Origin of the sequence: Cobetia sp. MM1IDA2H-1, assembly GCF_002916775.2 — a bacterium.
Taxonomy (GTDB): Bacteria; Pseudomonadota; Gammaproteobacteria; order Pseudomonadales; family Halomonadaceae; genus Cobetia; species Cobetia marina.
Genome location: NZ_CM133225.1, coordinates 1,196,273 through 1,212,287, shown reverse-complemented (window position 1 = coordinate 1,212,287; position 16,015 = coordinate 1,196,273). Strand labels below are relative to the sequence as shown.

Annotated in this window: 14 protein-coding genes; 3 read left to right on the top strand and 11 right to left on the bottom strand. The window is 64.5% G+C overall.

The annotated features are described in order from the left end of the window. Positions 1–64 precede the first annotated feature (64 nt). Both tsaE and BOH68_RS05190 read right to left on the bottom strand, forming a co-directional pair. Positions 65–550, bottom strand: a complete 486-nt coding sequence (gene tsaE, locus BOH68_RS05195; protein WP_077372483.1) for a tRNA (adenosine(37)-N6)-threonylcarbamoyltransferase complex ATPase subunit type 1 TsaE — start codon at positions 548–550, stop codon at positions 65–67. Then, a complete protein-coding gene (locus BOH68_RS05190) occupies positions 531–2,327 on the bottom strand; it encodes an NAD(P)H-hydrate dehydratase (RefSeq protein ID WP_167593037.1) in 1,797 nt (598 codons plus the stop codon). Before BOH68_RS05190 ends, tsaE begins: the two co-directional genes overlap by 20 nt. A gap of 324 nt (positions 2,328–2,651) precedes the next feature. Here BOH68_RS05190 and queG point away from each other — a divergent pair, with 324 nt between their 5' ends. Further along, positions 2,652–3,722: a tRNA epoxyqueuosine(34) reductase QueG gene (queG, locus tag BOH68_RS05185; RefSeq protein WP_103751384.1), complete on the top strand. Its 1,071-nt coding sequence runs from the start codon at positions 2,652–2,654 to the stop codon at positions 3,720–3,722. Between the two features lie 19 nt (positions 3,723–3,741). Here the strand turns inward: queG and orn are convergent, their stop codons facing one another. Beyond that, complete coding sequence (orn, locus tag BOH68_RS05180) at positions 3,742–4,314, bottom strand: oligoribonuclease (protein WP_077372477.1); 573 nt, start codon at positions 4,312–4,314, stop codon at positions 3,742–3,744. 183 nt (positions 4,315–4,497) lie between these two features. Between orn and rsgA the strand changes: the two genes are divergently transcribed. Further along, positions 4,498–5,508, top strand: a complete 1,011-nt coding sequence (gene rsgA / locus BOH68_RS05175; RefSeq protein ID WP_077372474.1) for a small ribosomal subunit biogenesis GTPase RsgA — start codon at positions 4,498–4,500, stop codon at positions 5,506–5,508. A 127-nt stretch (positions 5,509–5,635) separates the two neighbouring features. Here the strand turns inward: rsgA and pepN are convergent, their stop codons facing one another. From pepN to BOH68_RS05145, 6 genes are all read right to left on the bottom strand, one after another. Continuing rightward, positions 5,636–8,287, bottom strand: a complete 2,652-nt coding sequence (pepN, locus tag BOH68_RS05170; RefSeq protein ID WP_077372471.1) for an aminopeptidase N — start codon at positions 8,285–8,287, stop codon at positions 5,636–5,638. Between the two features lie 127 nt (positions 8,288–8,414). Beyond that, complete coding sequence (locus BOH68_RS05165; protein ID WP_240704164.1) at positions 8,415–8,885, bottom strand: YbaN family protein; 471 nt, start codon at positions 8,883–8,885, stop codon at positions 8,415–8,417. A gap of 173 nt (positions 8,886–9,058) precedes the next feature. Continuing rightward, on the bottom strand, positions 9,059–10,210 hold the full coding sequence (locus BOH68_RS05160; protein WP_077373195.1) for a glycerate kinase: 1,152 nt from the start codon (positions 10,208–10,210) through the stop codon (positions 9,059–9,061). A gap of 296 nt (positions 10,211–10,506) precedes the next feature. Next, positions 10,507–11,349: a CvfB family protein gene (locus BOH68_RS05155; RefSeq protein ID WP_077372464.1), complete on the bottom strand. Its 843-nt coding sequence runs from the start codon at positions 11,347–11,349 to the stop codon at positions 10,507–10,509. A 250-nt stretch (positions 11,350–11,599) separates the two neighbouring features. Then, positions 11,600–12,088, bottom strand: a complete 489-nt coding sequence (locus tag BOH68_RS05150; protein ID WP_077372461.1) for a YajQ family cyclic di-GMP-binding protein — start codon at positions 12,086–12,088, stop codon at positions 11,600–11,602. A 78-nt stretch (positions 12,089–12,166) separates the two neighbouring features. Then, positions 12,167–12,793, bottom strand: coding sequence for a GNAT family N-acetyltransferase (locus tag BOH68_RS05145; RefSeq protein ID WP_077372458.1), 627 nt, complete (start codon positions 12,791–12,793; stop codon positions 12,167–12,169). Positions 12,794–13,013: 220 nt separating this feature from the next. On the opposite strand from BOH68_RS05145, the gene BOH68_RS05140 reads away from it, so the two are divergent. Continuing rightward, complete coding sequence (locus BOH68_RS05140; RefSeq protein ID WP_077372455.1) at positions 13,014–14,567, top strand: RimK family protein; 1,554 nt, start codon at positions 13,014–13,016, stop codon at positions 14,565–14,567. Positions 14,568–14,718: 151 nt separating this feature from the next. On the opposite strand, the gene BOH68_RS05135 is transcribed toward BOH68_RS05140, so the two are convergent. Together BOH68_RS05135 and BOH68_RS05130 are read right to left on the bottom strand one after the other, a co-directional pair. Beyond that, positions 14,719–15,666, bottom strand: a complete 948-nt coding sequence (locus tag BOH68_RS05135; RefSeq protein WP_258038160.1) for a DUF2797 domain-containing protein — start codon at positions 15,664–15,666, stop codon at positions 14,719–14,721. After that, on the bottom strand, positions 15,654–15,932 hold the full coding sequence (locus BOH68_RS05130) for a YeaC family protein (protein ID WP_077372452.1): 279 nt from the start codon (positions 15,930–15,932) through the stop codon (positions 15,654–15,656). Before BOH68_RS05130 ends, BOH68_RS05135 begins: the two co-directional genes overlap by 13 nt. Positions 15,933–16,015 lie beyond the last annotated feature (83 nt).

Genomic DNA, 16,015 nt, shown 5'->3' with positions numbered 1-16,015 from the left:
TGGATGAATATAGCGAAGGATGACCAGACGCAGCCACGAAGATGATACGGCACGTCAGGCGCCATCATGCCTGAGAGGCGCGTCGCTCGGCCAGTGCCTCAAGCCAACCCTCTCCTCGCGGTGTGAGGGCATGCAACTCGGCCTCGCGGCCCTGCTCGGCGACGGACAACGTCACGCGCAGGTCCGGCACCGGCAGGAAGCCCTGACCACAGCTTGGCCACTCGATCAGCGCCAGGCAGTCATCGGCAAGCAGGTCTCGCCCGCCGATGAACTCAAGCTCCTCCGGGTCAGCCAGCCGGTAGAGATCAAAATGATTGATGTGCCATTCGCCGCCCTCGGGACGTGGCAGCACATAGGGCTCCACCAGGGTATAGGTCGGACTCTTCACCGCCCCCTCATGCCCGTAGGCACGCAGCACGCCACGCGTGAGAGTCGTCTTGCCGGCCCCCAGCTCACCTTCCAGGAACACCAGCCCGCGGCCGGCAAGGACGTCGCCCAGCTGGCTGCCAAAGGCAACCTGGGCATTTTCATCAGACAGGAGTATGCGCATTTCGGGCCCGTGGATTGAGCAATAAATGCATATAGGATGCCAGATCACCCGCGAGCAGGCCACGCTCGCCGCGCTCCTGCACCGCACGGTCGGCGGCCAGGGCGTGCACCAGCACGCCGACCCGTGCCGCCTGCGCCATGCAACGCGTGACATGCGCCGCCTGTGCCGTGCCCTGCTCATGGGTGCGTGACTGGCGTGCATCGAAGCCACCATTGAGCGCCTGGGCCGCCAGCCCCGCGATGATGCCGCCCAGCACGTCCCCCATGCCGCCACTGGCCATGCCGGGATTGCCATAGGGACACAGCGCCACGTCTGGCCCTTCCAGTACGCCGGCGGGACTGGCAATCAGACTGCCGGCCCCCTTGAGCACCACACTGCCGCCATATCTTTGCTGCAGGGCACGCACGGCACCGGGCCGGTCCTGCTCGACCTGTGCCACCGAGCAGCCCAGCAGGCGCGCCGCCTCTCCAGGATGCGGCGTCAACACCCAATCGTCGCGTCGGATCACCTCACCTTCACCGGCTCGCCAGGCCAGCAGGCTCAGGGCGTCGGCATCCACCACCAGCGGCTGGTCGGCCGCGAGCACGCGAGACAGTCCTCCCCAGCCCCACAACAGGCTCTCCAGCGGCTCCGTCCCCATGCCGGGGCCGACCAGTGTCACGCTGGCCTGTGCCATCTGGGCTTCCAGTACGGCAAACCCGTCATGACTGCTGCCCTCCGGCCCGCTCTTGAGACCACGCACCATGACTTCCGGGCAGCGTGTCAGGCTGGCGCTGACATGCGCCGGCGCGGTAAGCAGCGCCACCTTGCCGGCACCGGCACGCGCGGCGGCTTCACTGGCCAGCAGAACGGAGCCGCCAAGCCCCGGCCCGCCGCCAAAGACCAGCACGCTGCCGGCATCCCCCTTGTGCGCCAGCGGAGAGCGCGGCACCAGCTCGGTCTCCAGCCAGCGCGGCGTGAGGCGCTGCACGGACTCGCATGCCAGCAACGCTGCCGTTCGGGTCTGCTTGACCACCTCCGGCAGCACCCGAGCCGCACCAAGCCGCGCCAGACTGACGTGTCCGGCATGCAGCTCGGCGCGCCCGGTGTGCAGACCCGGCTTGTCGACCAGAAATGTCAGCGTGACATCCGCCTCCACGGCGACACCGGCCACCGCCCCCGTGGCGGCATCAAGCCCCGAGGGCACATCCAGCGCCATGACATGCGCGCCCTCCCGGTGACGTTGGTTGATCAGCTCGATGGCGTGGGCGACCGCGCCGCGGGGCGCCTCGCGCAGACCGATACCGGTCAGGGCGTCCAGCAGCAATGGCCAGCCCTTCACCAATGATTCTGCCGTGGCGGTATCTTGTGGCCAGGGGTGACGCTCGACCCCGGCTTCCCGCGCGGCAATCGCGGCCAGCTGGGCATCGCCCGTCAATTGCGCCTCATCCTTCAAAGCGATGATGCGCACCTCGAACCCCGCCAGCTGGGCAAGACGCGCCACCAGATAGCCGTCGCCCGCATTGTTGCCGCCACCACACAGGACACACAATCTGCGCGTCTCGGGCCATCGCTGCCGCAGCAGGTCGAAGGCTGACTGCGCCGCCCGCCCCATCAGACGCTTGTCCACCGACGCTTCAGGCAAGCCGTTGGTCATCGAGACGGTCTCTTCCGCCAGCAGCCAATGCTCGAGGTCACGCAGCGCCGCGATGGGCCACAGGCAATTGACCGAACGCCACAAGGCTTGAGTGGCGGATGAGACCGGCGTCACATCGCAGGGGTTAGAGGAATCGCTCACGGCCATGCCCACACTCCATGTCTGATAAACTGAGTCGTGCCCGCGCCCTGGAAAAGCGGCGCCGCACGCCCTGAAATACTGGGTAGCGCACACCTCACATGCCGCTTGGGCTGATCGGCAAGTTACGCTAAGGTGGCGCCCTTTCGCACGCACCGCCGACTCCTCGCCGTGAGACGCCAGCGTGCACCATGCTCCTGAACATCCTGTCCAGCTGGAATGCCCATGCCTGCTTCATCCGCCACCATGCCCCTGCCCGCCGACGCAGCCGGAAGCTCTCCCGACGAGACATCCGGTGATGACTCGCGCGTCGCCGACCCTCAGGCCATGGCGGAACTGGCAGCCCGCATCAAGATATGGGGGCGCGAACTGGGGTTTCAGCAGGTCGGGATCACCGATGTCGACCTCTCGGAACACGAGGCCTACCTGGAACGTTGGCTGGCCAATGGTCATCACGGCGAGATGAACTTCATGGCCAAGCACGGCACCAGGCGCACGCGCCCGGAGGAGCTGGTGCCCGGCACGCTGCGCGTCATCAGCGTGCGCCTCGACTACCTGCCGCCCGAGGTCGAGACCACCCAGGTACTCAGCCAGCCCGAGCGCGCCTACGTCTCACGCTACGCGCTGGGACGCGATTACCACAAGCTGATGCGCAAGCGGCTGGCCAACCTGGCCAAGCAGATAGAGAAGGAAGTCGGCACGTTCGGCTACCGCGCCTTCGTCGACTCCGCCCCGGTCATGGAGCGCGCGCTGGCCCAGAAGGCCGGTATCGGCTGGTTCGGCAAGAACGCCATGCTGATGAACCAGCAGGCCGGCTGCCTGTTCTTCCTGGGCGAACTCTACACCGACCTGCCTCTGCCGGTGGATGCCCCTTTCGAGAAGGAGCACTGTGGCAGCTGCAACGCCTGCAAGGTCGCCTGCCCGACGGATGCCATCGTCGAGGACAAGGTCATCGATGCACGCCGCTGCATCTCCTACCTGACCATCGAGCTGGATGGCGCCATCCCCGAAGAATTCCGCCGTGCCATGGGCAACCGCATCTATGGCTGCGACGACTGCCAGCTGTTCTGTCCCTTCACGCGCTTTGCCAAGGCGACCCAGGAGGCGGATTTCTCGCCACGCCATGATCTGGATCGCATCGAGCTGATCCGGCTGTTCTGCTGGGGGGAGCAGGAGTTCCTCGACAAGACGCAAGGCAGTCCCATCCGGCGTATCGGCTATGAGAAGTGGCTCTCCAACATCGCCATCGGGCTGGGCAATGCGCCCTGGTCGGAGCAGGTCGAGCATGTCCTGCGTGCCCGCCTGCCCTATCCCAGCGAGCCACTGCGCGAGCACGTGCGCTGGGCGCTGAAGGAGCAAGCCATCAAGCGCGGTGCCCGTCTGGCCACCGCGCTCTGACACTCTCACCCTGCGTCGTTCAGACGATGCCCTGCTGGGTCAGCTTGAGGAAGGTCTTGCGGTAATGCGCAAGCTCCGCCAGTGACTCGCGGATATCGTCCATCGCCTGGTGAGTCGCGCGCTTCTTGAAACCGTCCAGCGCGGCCGGATTCCAGCGCTTGGCGAGTTCCTTGAGGGTCGAGACATCGATGTTGCGGTAATGGAAGAACGCTTCCAGCAACGGCATCTCATGCTGCAGGAAACGGCGGTCCTGATGCACGCTGTTTCCGCACATCGGCGAGGCGCCTGCCGCCACGTGACGGGCCAGGAACTCGAGAGTCTGACGTTCGGCTTCGGCGGTATCGATCTGACTTTCCTTGACGCGCGTCACCAGTCCGGATTCGCCGTGGGTGCGCGTGTTCCACTCATCCATCGCCTCCAGCAGGCTGTCCGGCTGATGCACGGCCAGCACCGGGCCTTCGGCGATCAGGTTGAGGTCGCCGTCGGTGACCAGCGTGGCCACCTCGATGATGCGCTCACGCGCCGGGTCGAGACCGGTCATTTCCAGGTCGATCCAGATGAGTCGCTCGGCCTGCGCGGTGGGATTTGCCATGGGTCACTCCTTGCTGAACGGGGAATGGGAAGACGCTGAGGATCCGCCTGTGACGGCAGTATCACACGCCATCCCGGGGTGTGGCACGACACCCGAGGGCGCAAAGGGTACAATCGCGCCGCAGAGGGGGGAAGACGCTCCCATCCCTGGCGAACGAACGGCGACCGGAGTCACCAGCCAAGCATGAGCAAACGCAAGCTAAGCCGCCAGCAACAATGGCGCATCGAGAAGGTCCAGGCCGAGCGTACCAAGCGCGCCGAAAAGCGCGAGACGCAGGACCGCGACAAGCTCGACGCCGGCGAATACGGCCCGGAACAGCACGGCCGTGTCATTGCCCACTACGGGCGCAGCCTGGAAGTCGAAAGTGAATCCGGCAGCCTGCATCGCTGCCACCTGCGCGCCAACCTGGAAACGCTGGTCACCGGTGACCGCGTGATCTGGCGTGAAGCCAGCGACGCCACGGGTGTGGTGGTGGCACGCGGTGCCCGCACTACCGAGCTTGAACGCCCGGACATGCGGGGGGTGCTCAAGCCGGTGGCCGCCAACATCGACCAGATCATGATCGTGTTCGCCGCCGAACCCGCGCCACAACCCAATCTGATCGACCGCTACCTGATCGCCGCGGAAGCCACCGGCATCACGCCGGTGCTGGTGCTCAACAAGGTTGACCTCCTGCCCGAGAGTGGCGGTGTGTTGCGTGACCTGCTGGCACGCTACGAGGCACTCGGCTACGACGTCGTCGCCTGTACCACGCGCGGCGAGGCAGGCCTGGACGCCCTGAAGGCACAGCTGAGCGATCGCACCTCGGTGTTCGTCGGTCAGAGTGGCGTCGGCAAGTCGTCACTGGTCGGCATGCTGCTGCCCCGAGAAGAGATACGTGTCGGCCCGCTCTCCACCGAATCACGCCAGGGCATGCACACCACCACCACGGCCTGGCTCTATCACATGCCGGACGGCGGTGATCTGATCGACTCACCCGGTATCCGTGAATTCGGCCTGGTGCACCTGACGCCGGAGCAGGTCACCGATGGTTTCCGTGAATTCCACGACTACCTGGGGCTATGCCGCTTCCGTGACTGCAAGCACGAGAAGGAGCCGGGATGCGCCCTGCTCCAGGCGGTCGACAGCGGCGAGATAGGCCGCGTGCGCTTTGACAGCTACAAGAAGATCCTGCTGTCACTGACCGAGAGCTGAACGTGCGCGACTGACGCCTCTCTTCAAGGTCTGGTTCGCAAGCACCATGAAAACCCCCACCCGTCACAGACGGGTGGGGGTTTTTCATGTCAGTCGAACTGACGGGGCGAGTACGTGATCAGGCGGATCAGGCCAGCGCCTTCTCCACGACCTCGTAGAGATTGCGCGACAGCTTCTCGCCACGGATACGCTCGAGCTCTGCCTTCATCAGCGCCTGACGCTTGGCATCGAAACGCTTGTAGCGCGTCAGCGGCGTGATGATGCGCGCCGCGATTTCCGGATTCAGGCGATTGAGTTCGATGACCACATCCGCCAGCAGGCGATAGCCTTCGCCATCGAGGCGATGGAAATTGACACGGTTCTGGCCGGCGAAGGCACCGATCAAGGCGCGCACCTTGTTGGGGTTGGTCAGCGAGAATGCCGGGTGCTCCATCAAGAAGCGCACGCGATCCAGCACGTCAGCCTGCGGACGCGTGACCTGGATCGAGAACCACTGATCCATCACCAGCGGATCATGCGACCAGCGCTCGGCGAAGGCCTTGAGGGCCGGATCGCCCAACTCGGTGCGCGAGGAGTGCACCAGCAACGTCAATGCCGCGCGTACGTCGGTCATGTTGTGCGCCGCGGCCAGCTGAGCCTGGGCCAGACGCACGCCCTCCTCGTCCTCGATGCTCATCAGATAGCTGAGCGCGGCATTCTTGAGGCTGCGGCGCGCCATCTGCTCGAAGGTCGGCGCGTAGTCGCCCTGCTGCTCATTGGCGTGATAGAGCGCGACGAAATCATCGCGCAGTGCCGTGGCCAGTTGCGCCTTGGCGGTCTTGCGCGCCCAGTGGATGGCATCGACATCGACGACAGTCTGCTGCTCGGCGATATAGGCCTCCGACGGCAGGGTCAGCATCTCGGCCAGCACGGCACGATCGGACGGCTCGCTCTGGAGCAGGAAGCGATAGGCGGCCAGCAGACGCGCATCGAGTGATGCCTGGGTGTCGCCCTGCTGCCAGGCAGCCATCAGATCCTCGAGCGCTGCCAGCGCCAGACGCTGACCGGCATCCCAGCGGTTGAAGCCATCGCTGTCATGCTGCATCATGAAGGCCAGCTGCTCACGGCTGTAGGCGAAGGACAGCTTGACCGGCGCCGAGAAGCCGCGCAGCAGCGACGGCACGGGGTCGGCACCGGCCTCGAGGCCAGTGAAGACGAAGGTCTGCTCGGCCTCGGTCAGCTCCAGCACCGTTTCCGTGCCCAGCGCCTCGCCATCCAGCGTGAGCGCCAGATCACTGCCATCCGCACCCACCAGGCCCATGCGCACCGGGATCACCAGCGGCAGCTTCTCAGCCTGCCCCGGTGTCCCCGGGGTGGACTGCTGCAGCGTCAGGGAATAGCGGCCCGTCTCGGCATCGAAGTTGCCACGGGCGCTGATTTCCGGCGTCCCCGCCTGAGAGTACCAGCGCATGAACTGGGTGAAGTCACGCCCGGAGGCTTCGCTCATCGCACTGATGAAATCCTCGATGGTGGCGGCGCTGCCATCGTTGCGCGCGAAGTAGAGGTCACTGCCGCGGCGGAAGGCCTCTTCGCCCAGCAGGTTGGCGACCATGCGCACCACTTCGGACCCCTTCTCGTAGATGGTCAGGGTGTAGAAGTTGGAAATCTCGATATAGGACGCCGGGCGCACCGGATGCGCGGTGGGACCGGCATCTTCCGCGAACTGCGCGGTGCGCAGCATGGCGACGTCTTCGATGCGCTTGACCGGCGCCGAATTCATGTCGGCGGAGAAGGTCTGGTCACGATAGACGGTGAAGCCTTCCTTCAGGGACAGCTGGAACCAGTCACGGCAGGTGACGCGATTGCCGGACCAGTTGTGGAAGTACTCGTGTGCCACCACCCCTTCGACGCGCTGGAAGGCAGCGTCGGTGGTGGTGTCGGGATTGGCCAGCACACAGGCGCTGTTGAAGATGTTGAGACCCTTGTTCTCCATCGCGCCCATGTTGAAGTCATTGACCGCAACGATCATGAAGATATCGAGGTCATACTCGCGCCCATAGACCTCCTCATCCCACTTCATGGAGGCCTTGAGAGAGTTCATGGCGTGCTGGGTCTTGTCGAGATTCTCCGGCTCGACCCAGATCTCCAGGGCGACATCACGCCCGCTCATGGTGGTGAAGCTGTCGGCATGCTTGACCAGATCCCCCGCCACCAGCGCGAACAGGTAGCACGGCTTGAGGTGCGGGTCCTGCCAGGTGACGAAGTGACGGCCGCCGTCCAGCTCGCCACGCTCGACGGGGTTGCCGTTGGAGAGCAGGATCGGGTAGTTCGCCTTGTCCGCGATGACGGTCGTCGTGAATACCGACATCACGTCCGGACGATCCGGGTAATAGGTGATACGGCGGAAGCCCTCGGCCTCGCACTGGGTGCAGAACATGCCGGAGGACACATAGAGCCCTTCCAGTGCCGTGTTGGCCGCCGGGTCGATCAGCACGACCGTCTCGAGCTCACAGCTGGCCGGCAGCGCCGCGAGGGTGAGATGCGTCTCGTCGACCTTGTATTCATCACTGGCGAGCGCTCGCCCATCGACACGCACGGATTCCAGCGTCAGGTGCTCGCCATTGAGCACCAGCGGCGGCGTCGCGTCACTGCCCACGGCGGCATCGGGATTGGCCTCGAGGGTCAGCACGGCCGTCACGCGGGTCGCGGACGGCGCCAGATCGAACGTCAACCGAGTGCTGAGAATGCGCCAGGCCGGCGCTTGATAATCATCAAGATGAATGGCGGCAGGTTGTGACATGAAGGACTCCACGATCAACGCCGCGCGGACGATGCCACACGGCAGGAAAACATCGGGCAGCGATGGCAGCCTGCCACCGCGCCCGCGATGAATGGCCCCTCACGGGAGGGCCAGGACACGCGAATGACTAGTCGTTCTGCAGGCGTTCGCCGCTGACGGGTCGGGAGGGCTCATCGAAGGGCTCGGCCGGGGAAGGCGCAGGCGCGAGTTCCTCGTATCCCCCGCGCGGCTCGGGGCGCGTGCCCAGCCAGATGGCCAACAGGGAAAGGAAGATCAGCAACGAGACCTTGACCGCCATCACGGAAACGGTGAAGAGAATGATCAGCATCGAGACCACCAGCATGCCGACCGCCAGGATGCGTGCACGCAGCGGGATGGCACGCTCGCGCTCCCAGGAGATCAGGGGAGGCCCGATCTGGGGGTGTTCGCGAATGTAGCGCGCGAAGCGAGGGGAGCCGCGACTGGCGCAGGCCAGCGCCAGCAGCATGAAGACGGTCGTCGGCAACAGGGGCAGGAACATGCCGGCAAACCCGATCGCGAAGAACAGCCAGGCCAGCCCCAGCCAGCAGATCCGCTTCATGCGCCGAAAAATCATCATCTCAAGGTCCCCTCAACCATCGGGCGCACACCGCGTGCCACCTGCTACCAGTCAAGCGCCAGATGCCTCCCGAGGGAAGTGCATTCTGGCTATCTTTCCCATAGCTGCTGCGTGCATGGTAACGGGCTTGCCCGTGACACGAAAGGCGAACGGGGTTGCGGTGCAGGCGACATTCAGTCGCTGTGCGCCACCTGCCAGAGGCGCATGATGGCTTCACAGCGGTCCGCCAGCAGTTCAGCGGTGCGCGTCAGGGCCTGCTCCAGCGGCATGGCAGCGTCACACAGGGTGAAGACGGCGCTGACGCCTTCGTCATGCGCAGCCTGCCAGCCATCCGCGAGACGCCCTGCCAGCACGATGGCCGGCACTCCGGCCGCTCGGGCGGCACGCGCCGCGCCGATGGGCGTCTTGCCCCCCAGGCTCTGCCCATCCAGCCCGCCCTCGCCGGTGATCAGCAGGTCACACCCTTCCAGGCGCTGCGCCACATTCAGTCGTTCCATCACAAGCTCGATGCCCGGGCGCAGCTCCCCCGTGAGCCAGGCCGCCACTGCGTAGCCCATGCCACCTGCAGCACCAGTGCCCGGCAGCTGCTGATGGTCCTCCCCCAGCACCTCGGCACTCATCCGCGCGAAACGTCCCAGCGCGACGTCCAGCTCCTCGACCACCGCCTCATCCGCGCCCTTCTGCGGCCCGAACACGGCCGTCGCGCCACGCGGGCCACACAGCGGGTTGTCGACGTCCACCGCCGCGGACACCTTGAGAGTCGCCAGCCGCGGGTCCAGACCACTGGCATCCAGCCGCGCCAGTCGTGCCAGCGCCGCGCCTCCGTCCGGCAGTTCGTCACCCGCCTCATCCAGCAGGCGCAGACCGAGTGCACGCAACATGCCGCTGCCGCCATCGTTGGTCGCGCTGCCGCCCAGCGTGACGATCAGGCGCTCGGCACCGGCCTCCAGCGCGGCAAGCACCAGCTGTCCGACGCCGTAGGTACTGGCGATGCGCGCATCACGCTCATCGGGGCTGAGCAGGTGCAGACCACTGGCCTCGGCGAGCTCGACGATGGCCGTGCGGCTACCCGCTTGCCAGCCCCATTGCGCAGTGACCTCACGCCCCAGCGGATCACGTACCTGAGCGCTGCGCGCCTCGATGGGATCTGCCTCGCTTGCAGCGGCCAACAGTGCCGCCAGGGTGCCCTCTCCGCCATCTCCCAACGGGCACAGGTCGAGCTCGGCCTCGGGCATTACGCGCCGGATGCCGCTCGCCATTGCCTCGGCAGCCTCCAGCGCAGGCAGCGCTTCCTTGTAGCTGTCAGGGGCCAGCAGGATACGCAACGCCGAACGAGAGGAGGAAGTGGAAACGGGAGACATGGGCTGACGATCCTTGTTGTCAATGGTGGGGATGATCTCAGGTGCTCCTGCGTGATCAGGCATGCGCTGGATGACGCCACGGCACGCACGGCGCGTCATGGACACGCAGGGTCCTGACGCTCATTGGTGCCATGCGCTGCCCACAAACGCAACTGCCACCCGCCGGAGAACCGACGAGTGGCAGCGAAATTGCGACGGAAAGCTTGTGATGCTGGCGCGGCAGAAGCCGCTCGGGCGATGCGCGACGCATCACCGGCGCCTCACTTGACCAGGCGCGTCTCGGTGGGGGCCAGTGTCACCTTGCCCTCGCGCTTCAGGTGGCCGATGGCACGCTTGAAGTTGGCCTTGCTGGCGCCGAAGGCGTCGCTGATGGCCTGGGGGTCGCTCTTGTCACCCAGCGGCAGCACCCCGGCGTTGGCTTCCAGACGTGCAAGGATGCGGTCCGCCAGCTGTTGATGGCCTGCAGGGCCCGGTGCCTGCGGGGTCAGGTCGATGTTGCCATTGCCATCATTCTTGAGCACCCACAGACGCAGACGATTGCCGATATGCAGGCGGGTGAAGATGCGATCGTGGTGCACCAGCCCCCAATGGGCATTGTCGATGATGATCTTCATGCCCAATTCGGTCTTCGCCGCCACCAGGCCGGAGATTTCCTGACCGACGGTGTACTCGGCCGGTGTCTTGTCCAGCCAGCGATCCAGGCGCATCGACGCGACCATGCGATCGCTGTGCTTGTCGAGCCCCACGTGCACCATGGCGAACTGGCCCGCCTTGAGCTCACGCTTGCGCTCGCCGTAGGGCAGCAGCAGGTCCTTGCCCAGGCCATTGTCGAGGAAGGTGCCGATGTCATTGACCTCGACCACCTTGAGGGCGGCGAACTCACCGACCATGGCGCGCGGATAGCGCGTGGTGGCCAGCAGGCGGTCTTCATCATCAAGACTCACGAAGACTTCCACCGCGTCACCGATATCGGCACCGGCAGGAATGAAGGGAGTCGGCAGCAGGATTTCACCGCGGTCACCGCCGTCGAGGAAGACGCCGAAGCCGACCCGCTTGGTGATGGTCAGGGTATTGCGCTGGCCGATAGCGAGCGGAGCAGACATGTAACCTCTCTTTGCGCAGCCCGACCCACCCGGGGCGAGCGTCACGCGAATATGACGAACGAAGATGGTGAAACGCTTTGAGAGCGCAGCGCCTGAAACGGGTACGTGACGCTTTCAAAGCGATTCAAACGAACACAGCACCGCTCGCCGAGAGCGAACGGTGCTGAGAGTGGCGCCCCTGACACTTGTCGACGACATTTGCCGCTGACAGCGGTCAGCCGTGACATGAGCGCCAGGCGCGCGAGGAAGATCAGTCGCGGAAGTTGTTGAACTGCAGCGGCAGCTCGATGCTCTCGTCACCTTTCAGCAAGGCCATGGCCCCCTGGAGATCATCACGCTTCTTGCCGGTGACGCGCACCTTCTCACCCTGGATCTGGGCCTGGACCTTGAGCTTGGCATCCTTGAGCGCCTTGACGATCTTCTTGGCGGTCGGCTGGTCCAGCCCCTGACGCAGCACCAGCTGCTGGCGGGCACGCACACCGCCGGTGTCGGCGTCCTTCTCTTCCAGGCAACGCACGTCGATGCCACGCGCGATCAGGCGACCCTTGAGCAGCTCGATCATCTGACGCAGCTGGAAATCGGCGTCGGCTTCCAGATTGACGGTCTCTTCCTTCTCGAGTTCGAAGCCGGCAGTCACGCCCTTGAAATCAAAGCGTGTCGCAAGTTCGCGATTGGCCTGATCGACGGCGTTCTGAACTTCGTGCTTGTCGAGTTCGGAGACAATATCGAATGACGGCATGGGAGCGATTCCTTTGAAGCCATGAAGAATAAACAGCGCATCCTAGCCCATGGGGGCGACGCGCGCCATGCCCGGCCGTCAGGCAGCGCCCGCATCTCCCCACGTCGAGATCCCCTCAGCCCTGACGTCGCTGCTGCTGGCGGGCGGGTTTGATGAGGGAATCACCAGTGACTTGCGCATCTTCCAGGCCGCCGCGCCGTCGGCGTAGTAATCGCGCAGGCGACCATTCCTGGCAAAGCCGTGGCGCTCATAGAGGGTGATCGCTGCACCGTTGCCGGTATGCACTTCCAGATCGAACTGCTCACAGCCCTGCTCGACGGCCAGCTGCTCGAGCGCGATGAGCAGACGCTGGGCGAGACCGCGTCCGCGCGCCTCGGGATGCAGACAGAAGGAATAGAGTCGTGCCCGGCGTGAATTGCGTCGGAACAGCACGGTGCCATAGCCCAGCACGCTGCGCAGCGGGGTGGCGTCATCCTGCGCCACGCTGCCCACCGGCCACAGTGCGGCCATCGCATTGCCTGCCGCCGGCAGGGCGTCCGAGCCATCGCCTTCTGGCTGGATGATGACGAGAGTACGTGCATTGGCACGCAGAATCAGATGGGACAGCTGACGACGACTGAACCAGTCGCTATCGAAACTGACTTCCTCGAGCTCTACCAGAGCATCGAGATCGGCCCGGATCGCCGGACGCAGAATGGGGGTCATGATGCAGGCTCTCCCGCCTGTCAGCGCCCTGAGGCAGCCCTGAAATCAAGGTGTCGTGGGGCGGTAGCAATCCGCTGCATTCTGGGCATGCAGGCACGTCTTGTCTCGACCTATTTGCATGAAATTATTTCATCTTGTTGCCTATTGCGATGACGGAGATTGTTTTTCATGATGCGCTGCATTCGGCACCGCTTCGGTGCCCGCCCTTCGAGGCTACTCAATGTCCCGCCTGCGTATCGTGGTTGACCGTGTCAGTGACTGGCGCGCCTTCTATCCCAGTGATGATGTCATCAGCGCCCACGACTTTCTGTCCGAGCTCTCCCACGACAGCTCCGTGCCCACGGCCCGGGCAGACCAGGACGCTCCGCAGCCCGCGACCCACGTCATCAATCTCTGCGGCGGGCTCGATTACCTCGGGATCGGCTATTACGTCTCGCTGCTGGCACAGGCGCGCGGACAGAAAGCCCTGCCGTCGGTGGAAACGCTCAACCAGCTGTCGCGCAAGTCACTGATCGACATGGAACTGGGCAGCATCCGTGTGCTGCTTGAGGAGCTGACGCGCAAGAGCGCCCTGCCCGCCCCGCAGACAGTCCCCCACGAGACCGGCAAGCATGCGCATCTCGACCTGCTGCTGACCTTCGGTGAGAGCGATGACCCCGCACTGGCACGTCTCGGTCGCAAGCTGTTCGAGCGACTGCCCTGCCCGTTGCTCGAGGTACGACTCGAGGCGCGTGGCGAGCGCTGGACCCTCAGGCGAGTGCGCCCGCAATCCTTGAACCATCTGGCGGAAACGGACGAGGATCGCTTTGCCCAGGCGCTCAACCGCCATTCACGCAAGGTCTGGCGCACCCCGAAGGCTCGCCGCCACTACCGTTTTGACCTGGCGATGCTGGTGGACCCGAATGAGGCACTGCCACCGTCCAATCGTACGGCGCTCAAGCACTTCATCCGCGAGGGACGCCGCCTGGGCATCGATGTCAGTCTGATCACCAAGCGTGACGAGGGACGTCTGGCCGAATTCGATGGGCTGTTCATCCGCGAGACCACAAGCCTGGACCACCATACCTACCGCATGGCCAAGCGAGCCGAACACGAAGGGCTGGTGGTGATCGACGATAGTCAGTCGATTCTGCGCTGTACCAACAAGGTCTTCCTGCATGAGCTCCTGAAGGCTCGCGGCCTCAGCGCCCCACAGGGACGCCTGATTCATCGCGGCGAACTGCGCCAGCTGGCCGAACGCGGACAGCACATGCGCTATCCGCTGGTGATGAAGGTGCCAGATGGTGCCTTCTCGCGCGGCATCGTCAAGATTGACGGGCCGGAGACACTGGTGCGTGAAGCCGAGCGACTGTTCCATGACTCCGCTCTGCTGCTGCTGCAGGAATGGCTGCCTACCGAGTTTGATTGGCGTATCGGCGTGCTCGACGGCAAGATGCTGTTCGCCAGCCGTTACTACATGGCGCGTGGCCATTGGCAGATCTATGACCACAGCGGCGCCCGCACCCGCTCCGGCGGCTTTGCCACCGTTGACCCGAGTGACGTGCCCCCCGCCGTGATCAAGGCGGCTCTCAAGGCGACACGTCTGATCGGTGATGGGCTCTATGGAGTTGACCTCAAACAGCTCGAGGATCGCGTGGTGGTCATCGAGGTCAATGACAACCCCAATCTGGATGCGGGGGTCGAGGATGTCGTGCTGGGACGCGAGCTCTACCACCGAGTGATGCAGGTCTTCCTGGAGCGCATGCAGGCGCGCCGCCAGCCCGTGCTCGGCTGAATCCCCCGGCTGAATCCGCTGGCTGAACCAGTCGGGCCGGCATCTTTCTTCGATATCCCCAGGCCATACGACAACGCCCGCACTCGTGGAAGGGAGCGCGGGCGCTGTCATCCTCATTAGCCTTGAGCTTATTCTTCAACACGGGACGACGTCATTCGCCGAGCTGGACATCGACCTCATACCCCGTGAACTTGCGCAGATTGATCACCCCGCTGTCGAGGATCAGATACTGACCCTTGAGCCCTTCGAGAACGCCTTCCACCACGGGTGTCTTGTCGAAGTTGAACGAGGTGACCTTGGTCGGCGCGGTACGCACCGGAAACTCGAAGGCCAATGCCGTGGTATCCAGTACCCGGATGGCGTCTTCCCCGCAATGCGCCTGCAGCGCCGCCAGACCCTCGGCCATCTGCTCGAGCAGTGCATCACGCTCGGCTTCCAGATCCAGCTCGGCCACATCGCCCTTGAGCATCGCGCGCCAGTTGGTGCGGTCATTGAGTGCCTGCTTGAACAGCACCTCGACCAGCCCTGACTGCAGACGATTGGAGACCTCGACGATGGGCAAGGCCTGGATGGCACCCTGATCGAACCAGCGCGTCGGCATCTGGGTCTTGCGGGTGATACCGACCTTGAGGCCGGAGGAGTTGGCCAGGTAGACGATGTGCGGCTGGAAGCAATGCTCCTCACCCCACTGAGGATCACGACAGGTTCCTTCCGCGAAGTGGCAGGTCTCCGGCTTCATGATGCAGCCATCACACTGTGGCAGCTTGCGAAAGCAGGGATAGCAGTGCCCCTGCGCGAAGCTCTTCTTGGTCTTGCGCCCGCAATGGCTGCAGTGGATCTGACCGGTGAAGTCCAGGCGTACCTTATGGCCAATATAGGCGTTCAGCGGCTGGGTGATCTCGCCCAGTCGCAGGCCATAGCTGGCCGCCAGCGGCTCACGCGAGACTGACTGCGCATCCGCCGAGGTATCGATCGCAAGCGCCTCACCGGCAGGCACGATGGACATCTTGCGGATGTCTCCTCTCAGGGTCACCGACTCCACGGCGGGCTGAGGTGCGCCATCGACGTCCAGTGCATCATCCAGTGTCAGTTGACCCACTTGATCTGCTCCGGCTCATCGCGTGAAGCAGTGTCGTCACCGTCACGTGGACCGCAGGTACCGTTGTCGATGAAGCCGACACGTGATTCGACAGGCACGTTGTTGTGGACCTCGTACTTGATGACGGCTTCCATGCACAGCTCGACCTGCTCCGAGGTCAGCACCCGGCCGTCCGGCCATTTGCGCAGCTGCATGGACTGCTTGAGGCTCTCGTAGATGGCCGGGGTCATCTGTTCGACCATCCCGTCGAAAGTCATGTCACTCATGGGGGTTCTCCTGATGCTGGAGCACGGCGCGGGGGCAGCGCCACGCGGGCAACGTGACGCCACGCCGTGCAAAATGCGCCCAT

Excerpts from the sequence above, each read along its gene's own strand:
- rsgA (WP_077372474.1), top strand. The coding sequence starts at position 4,498 with ATGAGCAAACGCAAGCTAAGCCGCCAGCAACAATGGCGCATCGAGAAG.
- BOH68_RS05140 (WP_077372455.1), top strand. The coding sequence starts at position 13,014 with ATGTCCCGCCTGCGTATCGTGGTTGACCGTGTCAGTGACTGGCGCGCC.
- BOH68_RS05150 (WP_077372461.1), bottom strand. The coding sequence starts at position 12,088 with ATGCCGTCATTCGATATTGTCTCCGAACTCGACAAGCACGAAGTTCAG.
- BOH68_RS05130 (WP_077372452.1), bottom strand. The coding sequence starts at position 15,932 with ATGAGTGACATGACTTTCGACGGGATGGTCGAACAGATGACCCCGGCC.
- BOH68_RS05165 (WP_240704164.1), bottom strand. The coding sequence starts at position 8,885 with ATGATGATTTTTCGGCGCATGAAGCGGATCTGCTGGCTGGGGCTGGCC.
- BOH68_RS05145 (WP_077372458.1), bottom strand. The coding sequence starts at position 12,793 with ATGACCCCCATTCTGCGTCCGGCGATCCGGGCCGATCTCGATGCTCTG.
- queG (WP_103751384.1), top strand. The coding sequence starts at position 2,652 with ATGGCGGAACTGGCAGCCCGCATCAAGATATGGGGGCGCGAACTGGGG.
- BOH68_RS05155 (WP_077372464.1), bottom strand. The coding sequence starts at position 11,349 with ATGTCTGCTCCGCTCGCTATCGGCCAGCGCAATACCCTGACCATCACC.
- tsaE (WP_077372483.1), bottom strand. The coding sequence starts at position 550 with ATGCGCATACTCCTGTCTGATGAAAATGCCCAGGTTGCCTTTGGCAGC.
- orn (WP_077372477.1), bottom strand. The coding sequence starts at position 4,314 with ATGGCAAATCCCACCGCGCAGGCCGAGCGACTCATCTGGATCGACCTG.
- pepN (WP_077372471.1), bottom strand. The coding sequence starts at position 8,287 with ATGTCACAACCTGCCGCCATTCATCTTGATGATTATCAAGCGCCGGCC.